Annotated in this window: 26 protein-coding genes; 1 reads left to right on the top strand and 25 read right to left on the bottom strand. The window is 33.1% G+C overall.

The window, feature by feature from the left end; genetic code table 4:
* Positions 1 to 38: 38 nt before the first annotated feature.
* Positions 39 to 800: an RDD family protein gene (locus ACQH24_RS01665; RefSeq protein WP_425380313.1), complete on the bottom strand. Its 762-nt coding sequence runs from the start codon at positions 798 to 800 to the stop codon at positions 39 to 41.
* A gap of 6 nt (positions 801 to 806) precedes the next feature.
* On the bottom strand, positions 807 to 1,778 hold the full coding sequence (locus ACQH24_RS01660) for a glycosyltransferase family 2 protein (RefSeq protein WP_425380312.1): 972 nt from the start codon (positions 1,776 to 1,778) through the stop codon (positions 807 to 809).
* Between the two features lie 146 nt (positions 1,779 to 1,924).
* Between ACQH24_RS01660 and ACQH24_RS01655 the strand changes: the two genes are divergently transcribed.
* Positions 1,925 to 2,401 (top strand): hypothetical protein, encoded by a 477-nt coding sequence (locus ACQH24_RS01655; RefSeq protein ID WP_425380311.1) that lies wholly within the window; start codon positions 1,925 to 1,927, stop codon positions 2,399 to 2,401.
* A 50-nt stretch (positions 2,402 to 2,451) separates the two neighbouring features.
* Here ACQH24_RS01655 and ACQH24_RS01650 read toward each other — a convergent pair whose 3' ends face one another.
* The 23 genes from ACQH24_RS01650 to rpsC all read right to left on the bottom strand — a co-directional run bounded on the left by ACQH24_RS01650 (position 2,452) and on the right by rpsC (position 14,687).
* Complete coding sequence (locus tag ACQH24_RS01650; protein WP_425380310.1) at positions 2,452 to 2,625, bottom strand: hypothetical protein; 174 nt, start codon at positions 2,623 to 2,625, stop codon at positions 2,452 to 2,454.
* Between the two features lie 149 nt (positions 2,626 to 2,774).
* Positions 2,775 to 3,518 carry a type I methionyl aminopeptidase gene (map, locus tag ACQH24_RS01645; RefSeq protein WP_425380309.1) on the bottom strand — a complete coding sequence of 248 codons (744 nt, stop codon included), beginning with the start codon at positions 3,516 to 3,518 and terminating at the stop codon, positions 2,775 to 2,777.
* Positions 3,519 to 3,587: 69 nt separating this feature from the next.
* Positions 3,588 to 3,947, bottom strand: coding sequence for a 50S ribosomal protein L17 (gene rplQ / locus ACQH24_RS01640; RefSeq protein ID WP_425380308.1), 360 nt, complete (start codon positions 3,945 to 3,947; stop codon positions 3,588 to 3,590).
* An 18-nt stretch (positions 3,948 to 3,965) separates the two neighbouring features.
* Positions 3,966 to 4,919, bottom strand: coding sequence for a DNA-directed RNA polymerase subunit alpha (locus ACQH24_RS01635; protein WP_425380307.1), 954 nt, complete (start codon positions 4,917 to 4,919; stop codon positions 3,966 to 3,968).
* Between the two features lie 15 nt (positions 4,920 to 4,934).
* The gene (rpsK, locus tag ACQH24_RS01630) at positions 4,935 to 5,324 is read right to left on the bottom strand and encodes a 30S ribosomal protein S11 (protein WP_425380306.1); all 390 of its coding nucleotides are present in this window, start codon (positions 5,322 to 5,324) and stop codon (positions 4,935 to 4,937) included.
* An 18-nt stretch (positions 5,325 to 5,342) separates the two neighbouring features.
* Positions 5,343 to 5,708 (bottom strand): 30S ribosomal protein S13, encoded by a 366-nt coding sequence (gene rpsM, locus ACQH24_RS01625; protein ID WP_425380305.1) that lies wholly within the window; start codon positions 5,706 to 5,708, stop codon positions 5,343 to 5,345.
* Positions 5,709 to 5,725: 17 nt separating this feature from the next.
* Positions 5,726 to 5,839 carry a 50S ribosomal protein L36 gene (rpmJ, locus tag ACQH24_RS01620; RefSeq protein WP_425380304.1) on the bottom strand — a complete coding sequence of 38 codons (114 nt, stop codon included), beginning with the start codon at positions 5,837 to 5,839 and terminating at the stop codon, positions 5,726 to 5,728.
* Positions 5,840 to 5,877: 38 nt separating this feature from the next.
* The gene (infA, locus tag ACQH24_RS01615; protein WP_425380303.1) at positions 5,878 to 6,096 is read right to left on the bottom strand and encodes a translation initiation factor IF-1; all 219 of its coding nucleotides are present in this window, start codon (positions 6,094 to 6,096) and stop codon (positions 5,878 to 5,880) included.
* Positions 6,097 to 6,120: 24 nt separating this feature from the next.
* A complete protein-coding gene (locus ACQH24_RS01610) occupies positions 6,121 to 6,759 on the bottom strand; it encodes an adenylate kinase (protein ID WP_425380302.1) in 639 nt (212 codons plus the stop codon).
* A gap of 18 nt (positions 6,760 to 6,777) precedes the next feature.
* A complete protein-coding gene (gene secY / locus ACQH24_RS01605; protein ID WP_425380301.1) occupies positions 6,778 to 8,205 on the bottom strand; it encodes a preprotein translocase subunit SecY in 1,428 nt (475 codons plus the stop codon).
* Positions 8,205 to 8,642 carry a 50S ribosomal protein L15 gene (gene rplO, locus ACQH24_RS01600; RefSeq protein WP_425380300.1) on the bottom strand — a complete coding sequence of 146 codons (438 nt, stop codon included), beginning with the start codon at positions 8,640 to 8,642 and terminating at the stop codon, positions 8,205 to 8,207. The genes secY and rplO overlap by 1 nt, the downstream gene beginning before the upstream one ends.
* A 12-nt stretch (positions 8,643 to 8,654) precedes the next feature.
* Entirely contained in the window at positions 8,655 to 9,275 is a 621-nt protein-coding gene (gene rpsE / locus ACQH24_RS01595) for a 30S ribosomal protein S5 (protein WP_425380299.1), read from the bottom strand.
* A gap of 18 nt (positions 9,276 to 9,293) precedes the next feature.
* A complete protein-coding gene (gene rplR / locus ACQH24_RS01590; RefSeq protein ID WP_425380298.1) occupies positions 9,294 to 9,659 on the bottom strand; it encodes a 50S ribosomal protein L18 in 366 nt (121 codons plus the stop codon).
* Between the two features lie 21 nt (positions 9,660 to 9,680).
* A complete protein-coding gene (gene rplF, locus ACQH24_RS01585; RefSeq protein WP_425380297.1) occupies positions 9,681 to 10,220 on the bottom strand; it encodes a 50S ribosomal protein L6 in 540 nt (179 codons plus the stop codon).
* Positions 10,221 to 10,244: 24 nt separating this feature from the next.
* Positions 10,245 to 10,634 (bottom strand): 30S ribosomal protein S8, encoded by a 390-nt coding sequence (gene rpsH / locus ACQH24_RS01580; RefSeq protein WP_425380296.1) that lies wholly within the window; start codon positions 10,632 to 10,634, stop codon positions 10,245 to 10,247.
* 19 nt (positions 10,635 to 10,653) lie between these two features.
* On the bottom strand, positions 10,654 to 10,839 hold the full coding sequence (locus tag ACQH24_RS01575) for a type Z 30S ribosomal protein S14 (protein ID WP_425380295.1): 186 nt from the start codon (positions 10,837 to 10,839) through the stop codon (positions 10,654 to 10,656).
* 12 nt (positions 10,840 to 10,851) lie between these two features.
* A complete protein-coding gene (gene rplE, locus ACQH24_RS01570) occupies positions 10,852 to 11,394 on the bottom strand; it encodes a 50S ribosomal protein L5 (protein WP_425380294.1) in 543 nt (180 codons plus the stop codon).
* Positions 11,395 to 11,415: 21 nt separating this feature from the next.
* Positions 11,416 to 11,736: a 50S ribosomal protein L24 gene (gene rplX / locus ACQH24_RS01565; RefSeq protein ID WP_425380293.1), complete on the bottom strand. Its 321-nt coding sequence runs from the start codon at positions 11,734 to 11,736 to the stop codon at positions 11,416 to 11,418.
* 11 nt (positions 11,737 to 11,747) lie between these two features.
* The gene (gene rplN, locus ACQH24_RS01560; RefSeq protein WP_425380292.1) at positions 11,748 to 12,116 is read right to left on the bottom strand and encodes a 50S ribosomal protein L14; all 369 of its coding nucleotides are present in this window, start codon (positions 12,114 to 12,116) and stop codon (positions 11,748 to 11,750) included.
* A gap of 19 nt (positions 12,117 to 12,135) precedes the next feature.
* The gene (gene rpsQ / locus ACQH24_RS01555; protein ID WP_425380675.1) at positions 12,136 to 12,396 is read right to left on the bottom strand and encodes a 30S ribosomal protein S17; all 261 of its coding nucleotides are present in this window, start codon (positions 12,394 to 12,396) and stop codon (positions 12,136 to 12,138) included.
* Entirely contained in the window at positions 12,393 to 13,514 is a 1,122-nt protein-coding gene (gene rpmC / locus ACQH24_RS01550) for a 50S ribosomal protein L29 (RefSeq protein WP_425380291.1), read from the bottom strand. The genes rpsQ and rpmC overlap by 4 nt, the downstream gene beginning before the upstream one ends.
* 1 nt (position 13,515) lies before the next feature.
* On the bottom strand, positions 13,516 to 13,929 hold the full coding sequence (rplP, locus tag ACQH24_RS01545) for a 50S ribosomal protein L16 (RefSeq protein ID WP_425380290.1): 414 nt from the start codon (positions 13,927 to 13,929) through the stop codon (positions 13,516 to 13,518).
* Complete coding sequence (rpsC, locus tag ACQH24_RS01540) at positions 13,929 to 14,687, bottom strand: 30S ribosomal protein S3 (protein WP_425380289.1); 759 nt, start codon at positions 14,685 to 14,687, stop codon at positions 13,929 to 13,931. Before rpsC ends, rplP begins: the two co-directional genes overlap by 1 nt.
* Between the last annotated feature and the right edge of the window lie 14 nt (positions 14,688 to 14,701).

Raw genomic sequence — 14,701 nt, 5'->3', positions numbered from 1 at the left:
GCTTTGTTACCTTTCTCTTCAAACAATTACATTTTACCCTATAATTCATCAATTTCTTTTAAAATTTCATCCGAAATATTTCCTGGTTGGTCTTTTTTCAAATGGATATGTTGATTTTCTCTTGTTATTGGCTTTTTAACTGATTTCTTTTGTTTTTTAACAATTGGTTTTGTTTTAACATTAAATAAATGAAAATAACGATCAAATAAAATTTGATGATTTGGATTTAAAATCAGGGCAAAAATTAACCCCAAATATCATAAAAAATAAGTTGTTGTTACAATTCGAATAATAATTATCGCCACTGGATTTTTATTAGTTGTCCGAAATAAATCTCCTAAATTAATATGAAAAATTAAATTTAAACTTAAATTTGTTAATAGAACAACAAATCATGGTAAAAAAGTAATAAATAATTCCCGGGTAAAAATAACTGCTAATGTTAGCTTTTGTTCGGTGTTAACTAATTTAATTTGAAATAGAAACTTCCCAACGGTTCTACCATCACAAAAGTATGGTAAAAGAACAAAGTAACAAAAAAATAATAAAAAAGTAACGCCAATAACAACTATTGGTGCTCAAATAGTCCGATTTTGATCCCAATAATGCATTGTCAAAGTTAAAATTAAAGGAATTAAACTGGCAATAATAATATCAAAAAAACGGATTAAAATAACACGTAATGGTCGTGCTAATTGATGCAAATTATAATTTTCTTCTCCGAGCGTTGTTGACATCATAACATCACTATTATCCTTACTCTGAATTGGAATCTGCGGTTTATCTCCTAATTTTGTCATAAGATCTTATTTGGTATTTTCTAATTTTCAATTTTTAATAAATCCTTTAATATCACTGACAATTATTTTAAATTTTGGTTCTTTAATATCTTTAATGTATTTATTTTTTATGAAATTCTTATAGCGTCGTTCCAATTTATTTTCCGCACTATTAATTGCTTTAATTGATAGAGTCTTATTATTTTGTAATCGAACAAGGCGTAAAAATGTAATAAGGCAAAAACGAAGAAATGCATATTCTAATTCTTCTTGATATTCACGGTACAAATTTAAATCCCGATATAAGTTAAAAATATAAATTCACTGTTTAAGCAAGTCAAAGACACTATAATTCACAAGTCCTAATTCACAAGCAGCTAAAATATCATCAATTGCTAAAAAACCATTGCTCTTTGCTAAAATATTATAAATAAAGAAGGCATCTGTTCGACGATAATTCAGAAATTCAATATTTTTTTGTAATATTAACTTACGACAAAAAATTTTAGTAAAAATTAATGGATGGGTATATGCTAATATTTCTTTATCTGTTTTTGGTGATAATAACATATTTGTTTTATTACGAATCTCACTATTACCTTTTGAATGAGGATAATGTAATCGAAATTCAACCATATCAATTTGTTTATGTTCAACTTGATGTTTTGCAATATTTGCTTTTAAAACAGCAATTGCTGTTTTATAAACAATTTCTCCTTCATCAACAATCATAAAATAATTACCCCGGGCAACAGCAATCGCTGTATTAAGATTATATGAAAAGCCTTGACTACGTAAATTTGTGATGACTTGAATTTTTTTACCATTAGCATAAAAATGTTCATTCATAAACTCTAATGCCGACGATTTGGGTTGAAAACCACTATCATCGACTAGCACAATTTCATAATCATCATCAGTTTGTTCTTTAATTGATATTAATGTATTCATTAATTTTTCTGAATTATTTTGTGATACAATAACAAACGATAAAAACATTCTGTTCCCTCCTTCTCGATACTTGTAATTATTATAACATTTTAATTGTTTTTTTTAGTATAATTAATATATGTGACCATAAAAATAACACAATTAATTTCAAGATTTTAATTACGCTTAAAATCCTTGCCAGGAAGGAATTTAAAATGCCAAATGAAACATTGCAAAGAATTTTACAACAAAAAGAAATTAAAATTACCGATGATATCAGTTTTCGTACTATTTTTGATGTTTTAAGTGCCCTCTTTACCGATGAAAATAACCTTTCAATTCTAACAAATGGCTACACCATTAATAACCAACAACAAGTATGATTGGTAAATCTTAGTCCTCCCGCCCAACTGCCAAGAGATCTTAACAAAGGATACGCAAATTATAGCAGTCCCGATCGACAGTATCTTTACCAATTTAATCAAGGTCAAGATCTTATTAAACGGAAAAAACTTGGTGCAAAACATACCGAAAAGAATACGCAATTTGTTACTTTTGCTAAATCAAATGAAAAGAAACAAGAAATTGGTTATAAATTTATTGGTATTTTCAATTTTGTTGGATTTAGTGATGAAGATTGTCAAACAATGATTTATAAAAAAATTGCCGATAATTATCATTTACCAATCTAAAAATAAGACCTACGGTTAAAAAATCATACTTAATGTTAAGTATGATTTTTTTAATAGTTATTTTGATTTTGTTTTGCTGTTAATCGTTCTGCTTTTGCTGTTGCTCGGGCAATTTTTTTAACACGCCCATAATCAAAGGGATCATACTTTCCTGACCCAGCTTTAATATGCTTACCAAAAATATTAATTTTTCAAATTCAATTTTTCTGTTTAAATCGCATCATTATCTCCCTCTAAATAAATTCTAAAGCCCTATTTATTTATAATACACGATATTAATTTATTTTTCAATTTTTAATTTCAAAACAATCCCGGACCTTCCTTAAAGCTGGTTGTAAAGAAATAAATTATCCTACTAAAATAATAAAACTGATTATGTTAAAATTTCATAACCAGTTGCAGTAATCAATATTGTATGTTCAAAATGGGCACTTCCTAATCCTAAGGCAGAAACAGGAGTTCATCCATCAGCTAACATTTTAATTGCTTTTGTTCCAATTTGGACCATTGGTTCAATACAAATTGTCATCCCTGCTTGTAAGCGCATTCCTGTCCCAGCAACTCCAACATTTGGAATCATTGGATCTTCGTGTAATTCACGGCCAATCCCATGACCAGTAAATTCGGTTGGTAAATAAAAGCCTTCGCCTTCAACATAGGTTTGAATTACAGCCCCAATATCACCAATTCGCACTCCTGGCTTTAAAATTGCCATTGCTTTTGTTAAAGCTGTTTCCGTAACAGTTAACAATTTAATATGTTCAGGATTTGTCGCAGCTCCAACAATCACGGTAAAAGCGCCATCACTATTATAACCTTGATAAGCACAACCCGCATCAATTGAAACAAGATCACCGGTTTGAAAAGGAACATTGTTAGGAATCCCATGCACTAAGACAGTATTTACTGAAACACAGATTGCGGCCGGAAAATCATATAAACCTTTAAAATTGGGATGGCAGTCATTCGCCGCAATAATTGCTTCCGCTCGTTCATTAAGCATCAGACCAGTTACACCTGGTTTAATCATCATCCGTAATTCTTGATGAATTTGTTTTAAAACGGCTCCTGCTTTTCGCATATAGACAATTTCTTGTTCAGTTTTAATTGTAATCATTTTCTAACTCCATTTCTAACTTTATTTTATCATAAAAAGAAAAAACTAACACTGCTGTTAGTTTCTCATTTATACTAATTCAATAATCACCATTGGAGCATTATCTCCTTTGCGATTATCTAATTTTAAAATCCGCGTATAACCACCTTCACGCTTTTGATATTTTTTTGCAACCCCATTAAATAACTTTTGCAATGCGGTTTCTTTTTCATTGGCATCAATATCACGTAAAAAACTAGCAGCACGGCGACGAGCATGTAAATCTTGTCGTTTCCCTAATGTGATTAATTTTTCAACATGTCGACGCAATTCTTTTGCGCGTGTTTCTGTAATTTCTAGCCGTTCGTTAATAATTAATTCTGTTGCTAAATTACGCATTAAACCATTTCTTCAGGCTGTATTTTTTCCTCTTTTTTGTTGATATGACATAATGATATTCCTCCTTTTCTAATCGCGGCGAAAATGTAAATTTAATTGCGCCACTTTGTCTTTAATTTCAGTTAATGATTTTTTTCCTAAATTTCTAATATCTTGAATTTCATCTTCCGTTTTAGAAACTAAATCACGTAAAGTATCAATTTTTGCTCGTTTTAAACAGTTTTGTGAACGTTGCGTAAATTCTAATTCATCAATACTACGATCTAATTCATCTTCTTCCGTTTCTGTTTCTGATGAAATAATTTGCGTTGCTTTAATTGCTTCGTTTAAATTAACAAAGAATTCTAAATGTTCAGTAATAACTTTTGCTGCCATTGCAACAGCATTAACAGGAGTAATTGAACTATCAGTTTGAATTTCTAATTCTAATTTCTCCAAGTCCGCATTCTTTCCAACTTTTGTTGGTTCAACATTGTATGCCACACGTTGAATTGGACAATAGTTCGAATCAATCACAATTAAATCAGCATATTTTTTTTCTTTTTTATTGTCGGTAAATGACTTATAACCTCGTGAATTACGCGCATGTAATTCTAATTCTAATTCGCCACCTTTAGCAATTGTTGCCAATAATAAATCCCCATTAATAACTTCAACACCGGTTGGGACAATTAAATCTTTTGCCTGAACTTCGCCTTCTTTTGAAGATACAACTTTTAAGATAACTGATTCGCCATCTGGAATAATATCTTGGTTAATTTTTAATACTAAATTTTTAATATTTAAAATTATTTTTGTAACATGTTCGACAACACCAGGAATAGCGGTAAACTCATGAGAAGCTCCTTTAATTCGAACGGCAAAAACAGCGGCCCCTGGCGTTGCTGATAATAATGTTCGTCTCAAAGCGTTTCCTAACGTTACCCCAAATCCCCGTTCTAATGGTTCTACTAAAAACTTTCCATAATTATTTGCTTTATCTTCTGCTTGTAATTTAAATTCTGGTCTAATAAATTGTTTCATCGCCTAATCCTTCTCCTATCCTCTTGGTCTTTTCGGTGGTCGTGCCCCATTATGAGGAATTGGCGTCACATCTTTAATTGAAGTAATTTCTAATCCAATTGCTTGAATACTACGAACAGCAGCATCACGCCCTGGTCCTGGTCCTTTTACTTCGACTTGAACACTATTCATACCATGTTCTTGGCTTGCTTTACCAGCAGCTTCTGCTACCATTTGGGCAGCATACGGTGTTGATTTTTTACTTCCTTTAAAGCCCATTGCTCCTGCTGATGATCATGAGATTACATTCCCAGCTTCATCAGAAATCGTAACGATTGTATTATTGAAAGTTGAATGAATATGTGCTATCCCTTTTAGGATATTTTTCTTAACTTTTTTCTTATTCGTTGTTTTTTTAACAGCCATAATTCTTCTCCTTATCTACTATTTTTTCTTATTAGCAACCGTTTTTCGTGGTCCTTTAACCGTACGAGCATTTTGCTTTGAAGATTGTCCACGTGCTGGTAAACTTTTACGATGACGCATCCCACGATAACTCCCAATTTCCATTAATCGTTTAATATTTAAAGCAACTTCACGTCGCAAATCACCTTCGGTTTTTAGCTTTGCAATCTCATTTCTAATTGTTGTTAATTCATCTTCTGATAAATCTTTTACCCGAATATCTTCTGATATTTTTGCTTCTTTTAAAATTTTTTGTGATTGTGGTTTTCCAATTCCATAAATATAAGTTAACGCAATTATAACGCGTTTATCATTTGGAATATCCACTCCGCCAATACGTGCCATTTTCTTCCCGTCCTTTCTTAACCTTGTCGTTGTTTATGCTTTGGCTGTGAACAAATTATCATCACACGCCCTTTTCTTTTAATTACACGGCATTTGTCGCAGATTTTTTTAACTGATGATCTTACTTTCATCGTGTATTCTCCTTTACCAAAAATTTATTTTGTTATTTTTATTTATGTCTAAAAATAATCCGCCCACGTTCTAAATCATAAGGTGACATTTCGACAACTACTGCATCCCCGGGTAAAATGCGAATGTAATTCATCCGGATTTTACCCGAAACGTGAGCTAAAATAACTGCCCCATTTTCTAGTTTCACCTTAAACATTGTATTTGGTAATACTTCTAAAATTTTTCCTTGTACTTCTAACAAATCAGTTTTGGCCATTTTATCTAGTACCTCCAATCTTCGTTATTTTAGAACTGCCATAATTTGGTCTCATACAGCATGTCCTTCCATATCAGCATCAATAACGGTTAATACTTGCTTATTTAAATAATACTGCACTAATGGTGCGGTATCATTATGATAAGCTGCTAATCTAATCTTAATTTTTGCTTCATTATCATCTTTTCGTTGAACTAATGGTGTTTGATCATTATCACAAACTCCTTGTACCTTTGGTGGCAACGCTGTCTTATGATATGTTAGCCCACATGTTGGACAAGTCAAGCGGCCAATAATACGTTCAATGATTTTTTTTTCGTTAATTTCAAAATATAACGTATAATCAATTTTACTATGTAATTTTTGTAATAACTGATCTAATTTTTCTGCTTGGATGATTGTTCGCGGAAAACCATCCCAAATTAAATCACCTGTGATTGTTTGAAGATGATTTTCCACCATTTGAATCATAATATCATCGGGGACAAGTTGTCCTTGTTCCGAATATTGTTGGCAAAGAACTCCTAATGGTGTTTTGCGCTCAATATTATCCCGAATAATGTTTCCCGTTGAAAGATGAGTAAAACCAAATTGCTTTACTAAATATTCCGATTGGGTTCCTTTTCCACTGCCTGGTGCTCCTAATAAAATAATATTCCGCATTCGTTATCCTCTAACTTTCTACCATAAATAAGAGTGTTTTGTTTCGTCCTCTAATTTTTGTGATTTTTTGTCGATAAACGCTTGCTGTGTAATTCGTCCTTTAACTTGACGCATTGTTTCTAAGGCAACTGAGACCATAATAATTAGTCCTGTTCCTCCAATTGCTAAAGCACTTGGTAAGGATGTTAATTTACTAATAACATATGGTAAAACTGCAATTGCCGCTAGAAAGACAGACCCTAAAATACTTAAACGGTTAATCGTTCCTTTAATGTATTTTTCCGTTTCTTTGCCCGGACGAACACCTGGAATAAAGGTTCCGGCCTTTTGAAAGTTCTCTGCAATCTTTTCCGGATTCATTTGTACTTGTGAATACAAAAAGGTAAATAAAATCGTTAGAATTGCATAAATAATGATTCCGGGTCATGTACTAAATGACAAATAATTATTTGTAAATTGGACAAAAGCATTTGCTGGATTGCTAACACTAATAATTTGGGCGACTGTAATTGGCGCTGAAATTAATGCAGAGGCAAAAATTACCGGAATAACTCCCGCCGAATTAATTCTTAACGGCAAGAAGGGACGATTATTTTCATTGTCGGATACTAGACCACTTCCGGTTTGCTGAATCGGTAGTTTACGTTCTGATTCATTTAACATAACAACAAATAAAACAACTAATAAGAACATTACAACATAAACTAAGAATTTTAAAATTCCATCAAATAGTAAGTTAATGTCCTCTTGCCCCGAAATTCAAAATTTAAAGGTTGTTTGTAAGTTGTTTGGTAATTGCGCCACAATTCCCGCAAAAATAATTAATGAAACTCCATTTCCTATGCCTTTAATTGTCATCTGGTCAGCTAACCATAACATTAACATTGTTCCAGCAATTAAAGCTGTTGGTACTAAAAGATAATAGAAGATTGGGCTTCCTGTCCCAAAATCAGATGAATCTCATTTGGGAGAAATAATACCTTGATTAGCCATCGTAAAGATCGTCGCAATTCCTTGCATAATAGCAAAAGGAATTGTTAATCATTTTGTTAAACGATCTAATTTTTTTCGTCCCCGTTCCCCACTTTTTGCTCAACGCGATAGGGGCGGAATAACGTCAGTTGATAATAACTGGACAATAATTGAAGCAGTAATATATGGTGAAACTCCTAAAGCTAAAATTGAAAACTTCCCTAGTGTTCCTCCTCCTAACATCGAAATCAAACTAAAGAACTGGTCATTGTTTGATAGATCTTGGAAGTTGTGTGAAATTGTCACACCTGGAACTGTTAAATAACTTCCAAGGCGAATTAAAATTAAAACTAATAAGGTAAAACCAATTCGTTTAATCAAATCTTTATTTTTAACAAAGAAATTTGATGATTTAATAATATCCACATCACCGTTATTACGAGTCAGTTTTCGTTTTTTTGCTTTAGTCTTCACTATATTACCTCCACTTTTCCTCCGGCTTTTTCAATTGCTGTTTTTGCAGTTTGTGAAATTTTGTTAACTTTTACGTTAACACTCTTAGATATTGTACCATTCCCTAAGATTTTAATTAATTCTTTTTCATTTTTTAGCACTTTTTTCGCAACTAATGTTTGATGATTTACATCACTTAAGCCTAATTTTTCTAAATCATTTAAATTTAATATAACATAGCTTTTTGTTGAAATATTAGTAAAACCTACTTTTGGTAATCGACGGAAGATTGGTGTTTGCCCTCCTTCAAAGCCAGGACGAACTCCACCCCCAGTACGGGCATTTTGCCCCTTATGACCTTTTCCAGAAGTTTTACCAAGGCCTGATGAAGTTCCCCGCCCTAAGCGTTTTTTACTATGGCGAGCTCCTTCACTATATTGTAATTCATTTAATTTCATATTTCTTACCTCTTATCCTTGTAATTCTTCTGGCGTTTTACCACGTAATCTAGCAATTTGATCAACTGTTCGTAAATTACGTAAACCATCCAATGTTGCTCTAATCATATTAATTGGTGTATTTGATCCTAATGATTTTGTATAAACATCTGCTAAGCCCGCTAATTCAATCACTGCCCGTGCTGGTCCCCCGGCAATAACTCCGGTACCTTTCCGTGCTGGTTTGATTAAAACTTTTCCGGCTCCAAAATGGCCAATAACTTCATGGGGAACTGTTGTTCCAACTAAAGGCACTTTTACTAATTGTTTTTTTGCTTCTTTAATTGCTTTTTTAATTGCATCAGGAACTTCATTTGCTTTCCCTGTTCCAAACCCAACACGACCTTTTTTATCACCGATAACAACAACTGCCGCAAAACGGAAGTGTCGTCCTCCTTTCGTAACTTTCGTAACACGACGAATTGTTACGACTTTTTCTTCAAACATATTATCGTCCCCACGACGATCAAAGTTTCGTTCTGAACGTTGATGTGGTGGTCGCGAATTATTGCGTGAAAAATCGCCTCTTGGTGTTGATGGTGTTGATGTTGGTGTTCCAGTTTTTGGTGTTAAACCTGTTTTATTTTCTGCCATATTTTCTTATTGCTCCTTTTAAAATTTTAATCCTGCTTTACGCGCAGCTTCTGCAAATGCTTTTATTTTCCCGTGATATAAGTACCCACCACGATCAAATACTACTGTTATAATTTTTTTATCAAGTGCTTTTTTCGCAATATCTGTTCCGACTTTTTCAGCCGCTGCAATATTACTTGTTGATTTTAAATCGGCCATTTTTAATGTTGAGGCCGCAACAATTGTTGTTTGCTTAACATCATCAATTAATTGAGCATAGAAATGCCCATTCGATTTGAACACATTCAAACGGGGAATTGCAGAAGTACCATTAATTTTAGCGCGGACACGGAAATGTCTTTTTTTACGTTTTGCACTGCGGCTTTGACCTTGTAAATTTGCCATTGTTGTTCTTCCTCTCTTCTGCTATTTACCAGCAGATTTCCCTTCTTTACGAATAATATGTTCATCTTTGTATTTAACCCCTTTTCCTTTGTAAGGTTCAGGTTTACGATAATTTCTAATGTTAGCTGCTACTTCCCCAACTAATTGTTTTGAAATTCCTTCAATAACAATTTGGGTTGGTTTCGGAAGGGTAATGGTAATTCCTTTCGGAATTTTATATTCAACTGGATGTGAATATCCTAAATTTAAGGTTAATTTATCTCCTGCTAACGCAGCACGATAACCAACCCCATTAATTTCTAATTCTTTTTTGAAACCTTTGCTGACACCTTCCAACATTCCTTGAATCAAAGAATTCATTGTTCCGTGTAATTGCTTACTATGTTTCACATCGTTTGCTCTTGTTGTTGTCACAATGCCATCTTGTGTGTTAACTGTAATAACACTTGGGATTGCTTGCTCTAATTGTCCTTTTGTGCTTTTGACAATAATATTGTTCGGTTGAATTGTTACTTCGACACCTGTTGGAATTTTTAACTCTCTATTACCAATTCGAGACATTTTTCTATTCTCCTTTAATGTTTGCTATCAAACATAAGCAATAACTTCCCCACCTAAGTGAGCATGTTTTGCCGCTTTTCCTGTCATAATTCCTTGGCTTGTTGAAATAATTGCAATTCCCATCCCATTTAAAACTTGAGGTACTTTTTCCACTGTTACATAAACTCTTAATCCTGGTTTTGAGATTCTTTTTAATCCTGAAATAACTTTTGTTTTACCTTTATATTTTAAGATTAAACTTAATTCTTTTTTCACATCTCCTGATATTTTAAAATCTTCAACATAACCTTCTTCTTTTAAAATTTCAGCAATTCTTACTTTCATTTTACTTGCTGGCATTATTACACTTTTGTGTAAACGTTGGTTAGCATTTCGGATTCTTGTTAACATATCAGCGATTGTATCTATCATCATAATTAATTAGTCTCTCTTTCTATCATGAAGCTTTTCTAACCCCAGGAATTTGTCCTTTATATGCTAAATTTCTAAAGCATAAACGGCATAAATTAAATTTACGTAACACAGCATGAGGTCGTCCACAGCTTCCACAACGAGTATAACCTCTTACCTTGAATTTTGGATGGCGTTGTTGTTTAACTTTTAGTGATTTTTTGGCCATATTTCTTTCCTCCTATTTTTTAAATGGCATGCCCATTTTTTCTAATAATGCATGAGCATCGCTATTATTAGTTGCACTTGTGACAATTGTAATATCCATTCCCCGAATTTTTTTAATTTTATCATAATCAATTTCAGGGAAAATAATTTGTTCTTTGATTCCTAACGTGTAGTTTCCACGCCCATCGAAAGCATTTTTACTAACACCACGGAAATCTCTTACTCGTGGTAAAGCAATGTTAATTAGTTTATCTAAAAACTGATACATTTTTTTACCACGTAAAGTAACCTTGACTCCAATTGGCATTCCTTCACGTAATTTGAAAGCGGCAATTGAACTTTTTGCTTTCGTAACAATTGGATGTGATCCAGTAATTAACGCTAATTCATTTGTAACATCTTCGATTACTTTACTATTTTGTGCTGCATCACCAGCTCCCATGTTAACGACAATTTTTTTAACAACAGGAACTTGCATAATTGATTGATAACCTTGCTCTTTGAATAACTCTTTAACAATTACATCTTTATATTTTTTTTCTAAATTAACATTCATTATTAACAATTATTCCTTTCTTTAAGCCAAATGAGCTTTTGATTTACGAGCAATGCGAACTTTTTTACCACTATCAGTAATTTGATAACTAATTTTAGTGATTTCCTTTTTGTTCTTTGGATCAATTAATGCAACATTTGAAATATGAATTGAAGCAGGAACTTGTTGAATTCCTCCTTCGGTATTATCTTGTGAAGGTTTCACATGTTTAATATTCGTAATTCCTTCAATTATAACACGATTTTTTTCGCGTAAAACGCGGATGATTGGTCCTTCTGTTCCTTTGTGTTTTCCCGTCACAACTTTAACTAAGTCACCTTTTTTAAATTTAAATTTACTCATAACTTAGCCTCCTATAACACTTCTGGCGCTAATGATGCGATTTTTCCAAAACCAGCATCCTTAACTTCACGGGCGATTGGACCAAAAATACGTGTTCCCCGTGGGGTTTTATCATCTTTTATTAAAACTACTGCATTTTCTGAAAACTGAATTTGTGTTCCATCGGTTCTTTTTAGTCCGCGTTTTGTACGAACAATAACTGCCTTAACAATTTGGCCTTTTTTAACAATTCCACCGGGAATGGCTTTTTTAATGGTACATACAACAATATCCCCAATATTAGTAAACTTACGTCATGAACCACCCAAATTTTTAATTACTAACACTTCTTTTGCACCGGAATTATCGGCAACTTTTAATCTTGATTCTTGTTGGATCATTTACTTTTCCTCTTCTTAATTAACCAATTGCTTTTTCAATAATTTCAATTAAACGGAAGTGTTTGTTTTTTGATAAGGGACGCGTTTCCATAATACTTACTTTATCGCCAATATCGGCTTGGTTCTGTTCATCGTGCGCTAAATATTTTTTAGAATACTTAACCCGTTTTTTATATAAGGGATCATTTTTGTATGTTTCAACTAAAACCGTAATTGTTTTTTCAGTTTTATTTGAAACAACACGGCCTTGCAGCACTTTTCGATTATTTCTTTCCATTATTTTTTTCCTGTCCCTTTCTTAATTGTTTTGTCATCAGCTTTTTTTGTTGTTTTACCGGCATTTAGAATTTTATCACGATTTTCTTTTCAGTTTGCTCCATAAATATATTCAGATGCTTTTGGATCTTTTGCTTTTAAATCTAAGTCAATTTTAACGCCAGTGCCACGGCCTTTAACCGTACCAGTTGCAATTGCACTTTTCATGGCTGCTAATTTTTCTTTAGCATTAAGTTCCACATCTTTTTTTGCAGTATTAGTTCCCGTTGCTTTATTTGTTTTCTTCGACACTTCAATTTCTGCTTTAGCCGAAGTAACTGATTTAACGGTTACTGTTGTTTTATTAGTTGTTGCTGAAGCAGGTGGTTTACTTCCTACTTTTGCTGGTTGTGCTGCTGGTTCGTTCTTTTTAATTGACGATTTTACAGCAGTCTTTTTATCAACAGCTGGTTTAACAGGAGTTGATTTAACTGTTGTGGTTTTTGTTGACGCTGTTGGTGCCGCCTTAGCACTTGAAGGTGCTTTTGGTGTTGGTTTAACAGGCGCTGGTTTTACCACAGGAGTTAATGATTCGTTCGTAACTCCCTTTTTTGATGATGGTTGCGAAGGCGCTTTTGGTGCCTTCTCCGCAGCTGGTGCTGCTGGTTTGCTAGCAGTGGTTGGTAAAGATTCTTTTGTTACTTTTTCTTTTACCACAGCTGGTTTTTTCACTTCTGCGACAACAGATGGTGAAACATTATCTACTTCGTCCGTGATTTCCATTGCTTCAGTTAATGGTAAGTCCATTAAACTTGACATGTTATCTTCAGAAGCTTGTTGTTCTGACATCATTTTATCAATTTTCGCTTTGCGTTGTTTTGCAAATGCTTGTGATTCTTTTTCAATTTTAGCATATGTTTCACTCAAATTAATGTTGACATTAATTGCTGTGTTTTCACCAGCGTTTTTACGAGAAAATAAGATTGTTAAAATACGAGCAATTTGTTTTTTTAATTCACCAATGCGATGTGGTTTTTCTAAGTTCCCCATTGCTGATTGAAATCGTAAAGCAAATAATTCAGCACGTGATTCTTCTTCAAGTTTTTTTAACTCTTCAACTGATTTTTTGTTTAAATCATTCATCTTACTCTTCTCCTTTTTTTACAATCTTACATCTCACCGGCAATTTATGCATTGCTAACCGCAATGCTTCACGAGCAGTATCTTCTGAAACTCCTGCTACTTCAAACATAATAGTTCCTGTTTTAACTACTGCTACTCATTCTTCAGGTGAACCTTTCCCTGACCCCATCCGCACTTCTAATGGTTTTTTTGTTTTAGCCATGTGTGGGAAAATTCTAATTCATACTTTCCCTCAACGTTTCATATAACGTGTCATGGCAATCCGTGCTGCTTCAATTTGACGGTTTGTAATTCATGCTCCATCTAATGATTGTAATCCAAATTCTCCAAAATCAACTTTAGTATTTCCTTTTGCTTTTCCTTCGTATTTAATACGATGTGGGCGACGATATTTCGTTCTTTTTGGTAATAACATTATTTTGCCTCCTTAGGAGCAAATTGTGATTTTGGTGGATAATCACGACGATTGTGATTTGAACGATCAAAATCTCTGCGCTCAAATTTTGGTTTTTCATCACTAGTTGAAACTAAATCTTTACTTAATATTTCACCTTTACAAATTCAAACTTTAACACCAATTTGACCATAAGTTGTTAGCGCTTCCGCTAACGCATAATCAATATCACTACGTAAAGTTGCTAATGGTACCGTTCCTTCAGTATATCCTTCAGTACGAGCCATTTCAACTCCACCTAATCGTCCTGCTACGGAAGTTTTAATTCCTTGCGCACCAGCTCTCATTGCTTTTTTAATTGCTAACTTTTGCACAGTTCTAAATGATGCACGATTAACAATTTGTTCAGCAATTGTGTTTGCAACTAATTGTGCATCTGTATCAGGGTTTTTAATTTCAACAACATTAATTTTTACTTCCATTTTACGATCACAAATTGTAACTCTTACTAGTTTTACTAATTCTGCGATGTTTTTTCCCTCTTGCCCTAAGACAACACCAACACGAGCAGTTCTAATAAAGATAACAATTTCTTTTTTTGTACGCTCAATTTCAATTTTAGAAACATTAGCTCCTTTTAATTTCTTCATTAGAGCTTTTCTAATTTTGATATCTTGATGCAATCAATTCACATAATCTTGCTTTTCAGCATATCATCTTGAATCTCATGTTTTAATAACTCCAACACGTAATCCAGTTGGACTAACTTTTTGACCCATATCTTGTTATCTTC

It is taken from the genome of Spiroplasma endosymbiont of Stenodema calcarata, from assembly GCF_964031205.1.
In the GTDB taxonomy this organism is placed as follows: domain Bacteria; phylum Bacillota_I; class Bacilli_A; order Mycoplasmatales; family Mycoplasmataceae; genus Spiroplasma.
The sequence above is the reverse complement of the archived record's forward strand: the minus strand, read 5'-3'. Positions and strand labels throughout refer to the sequence as shown.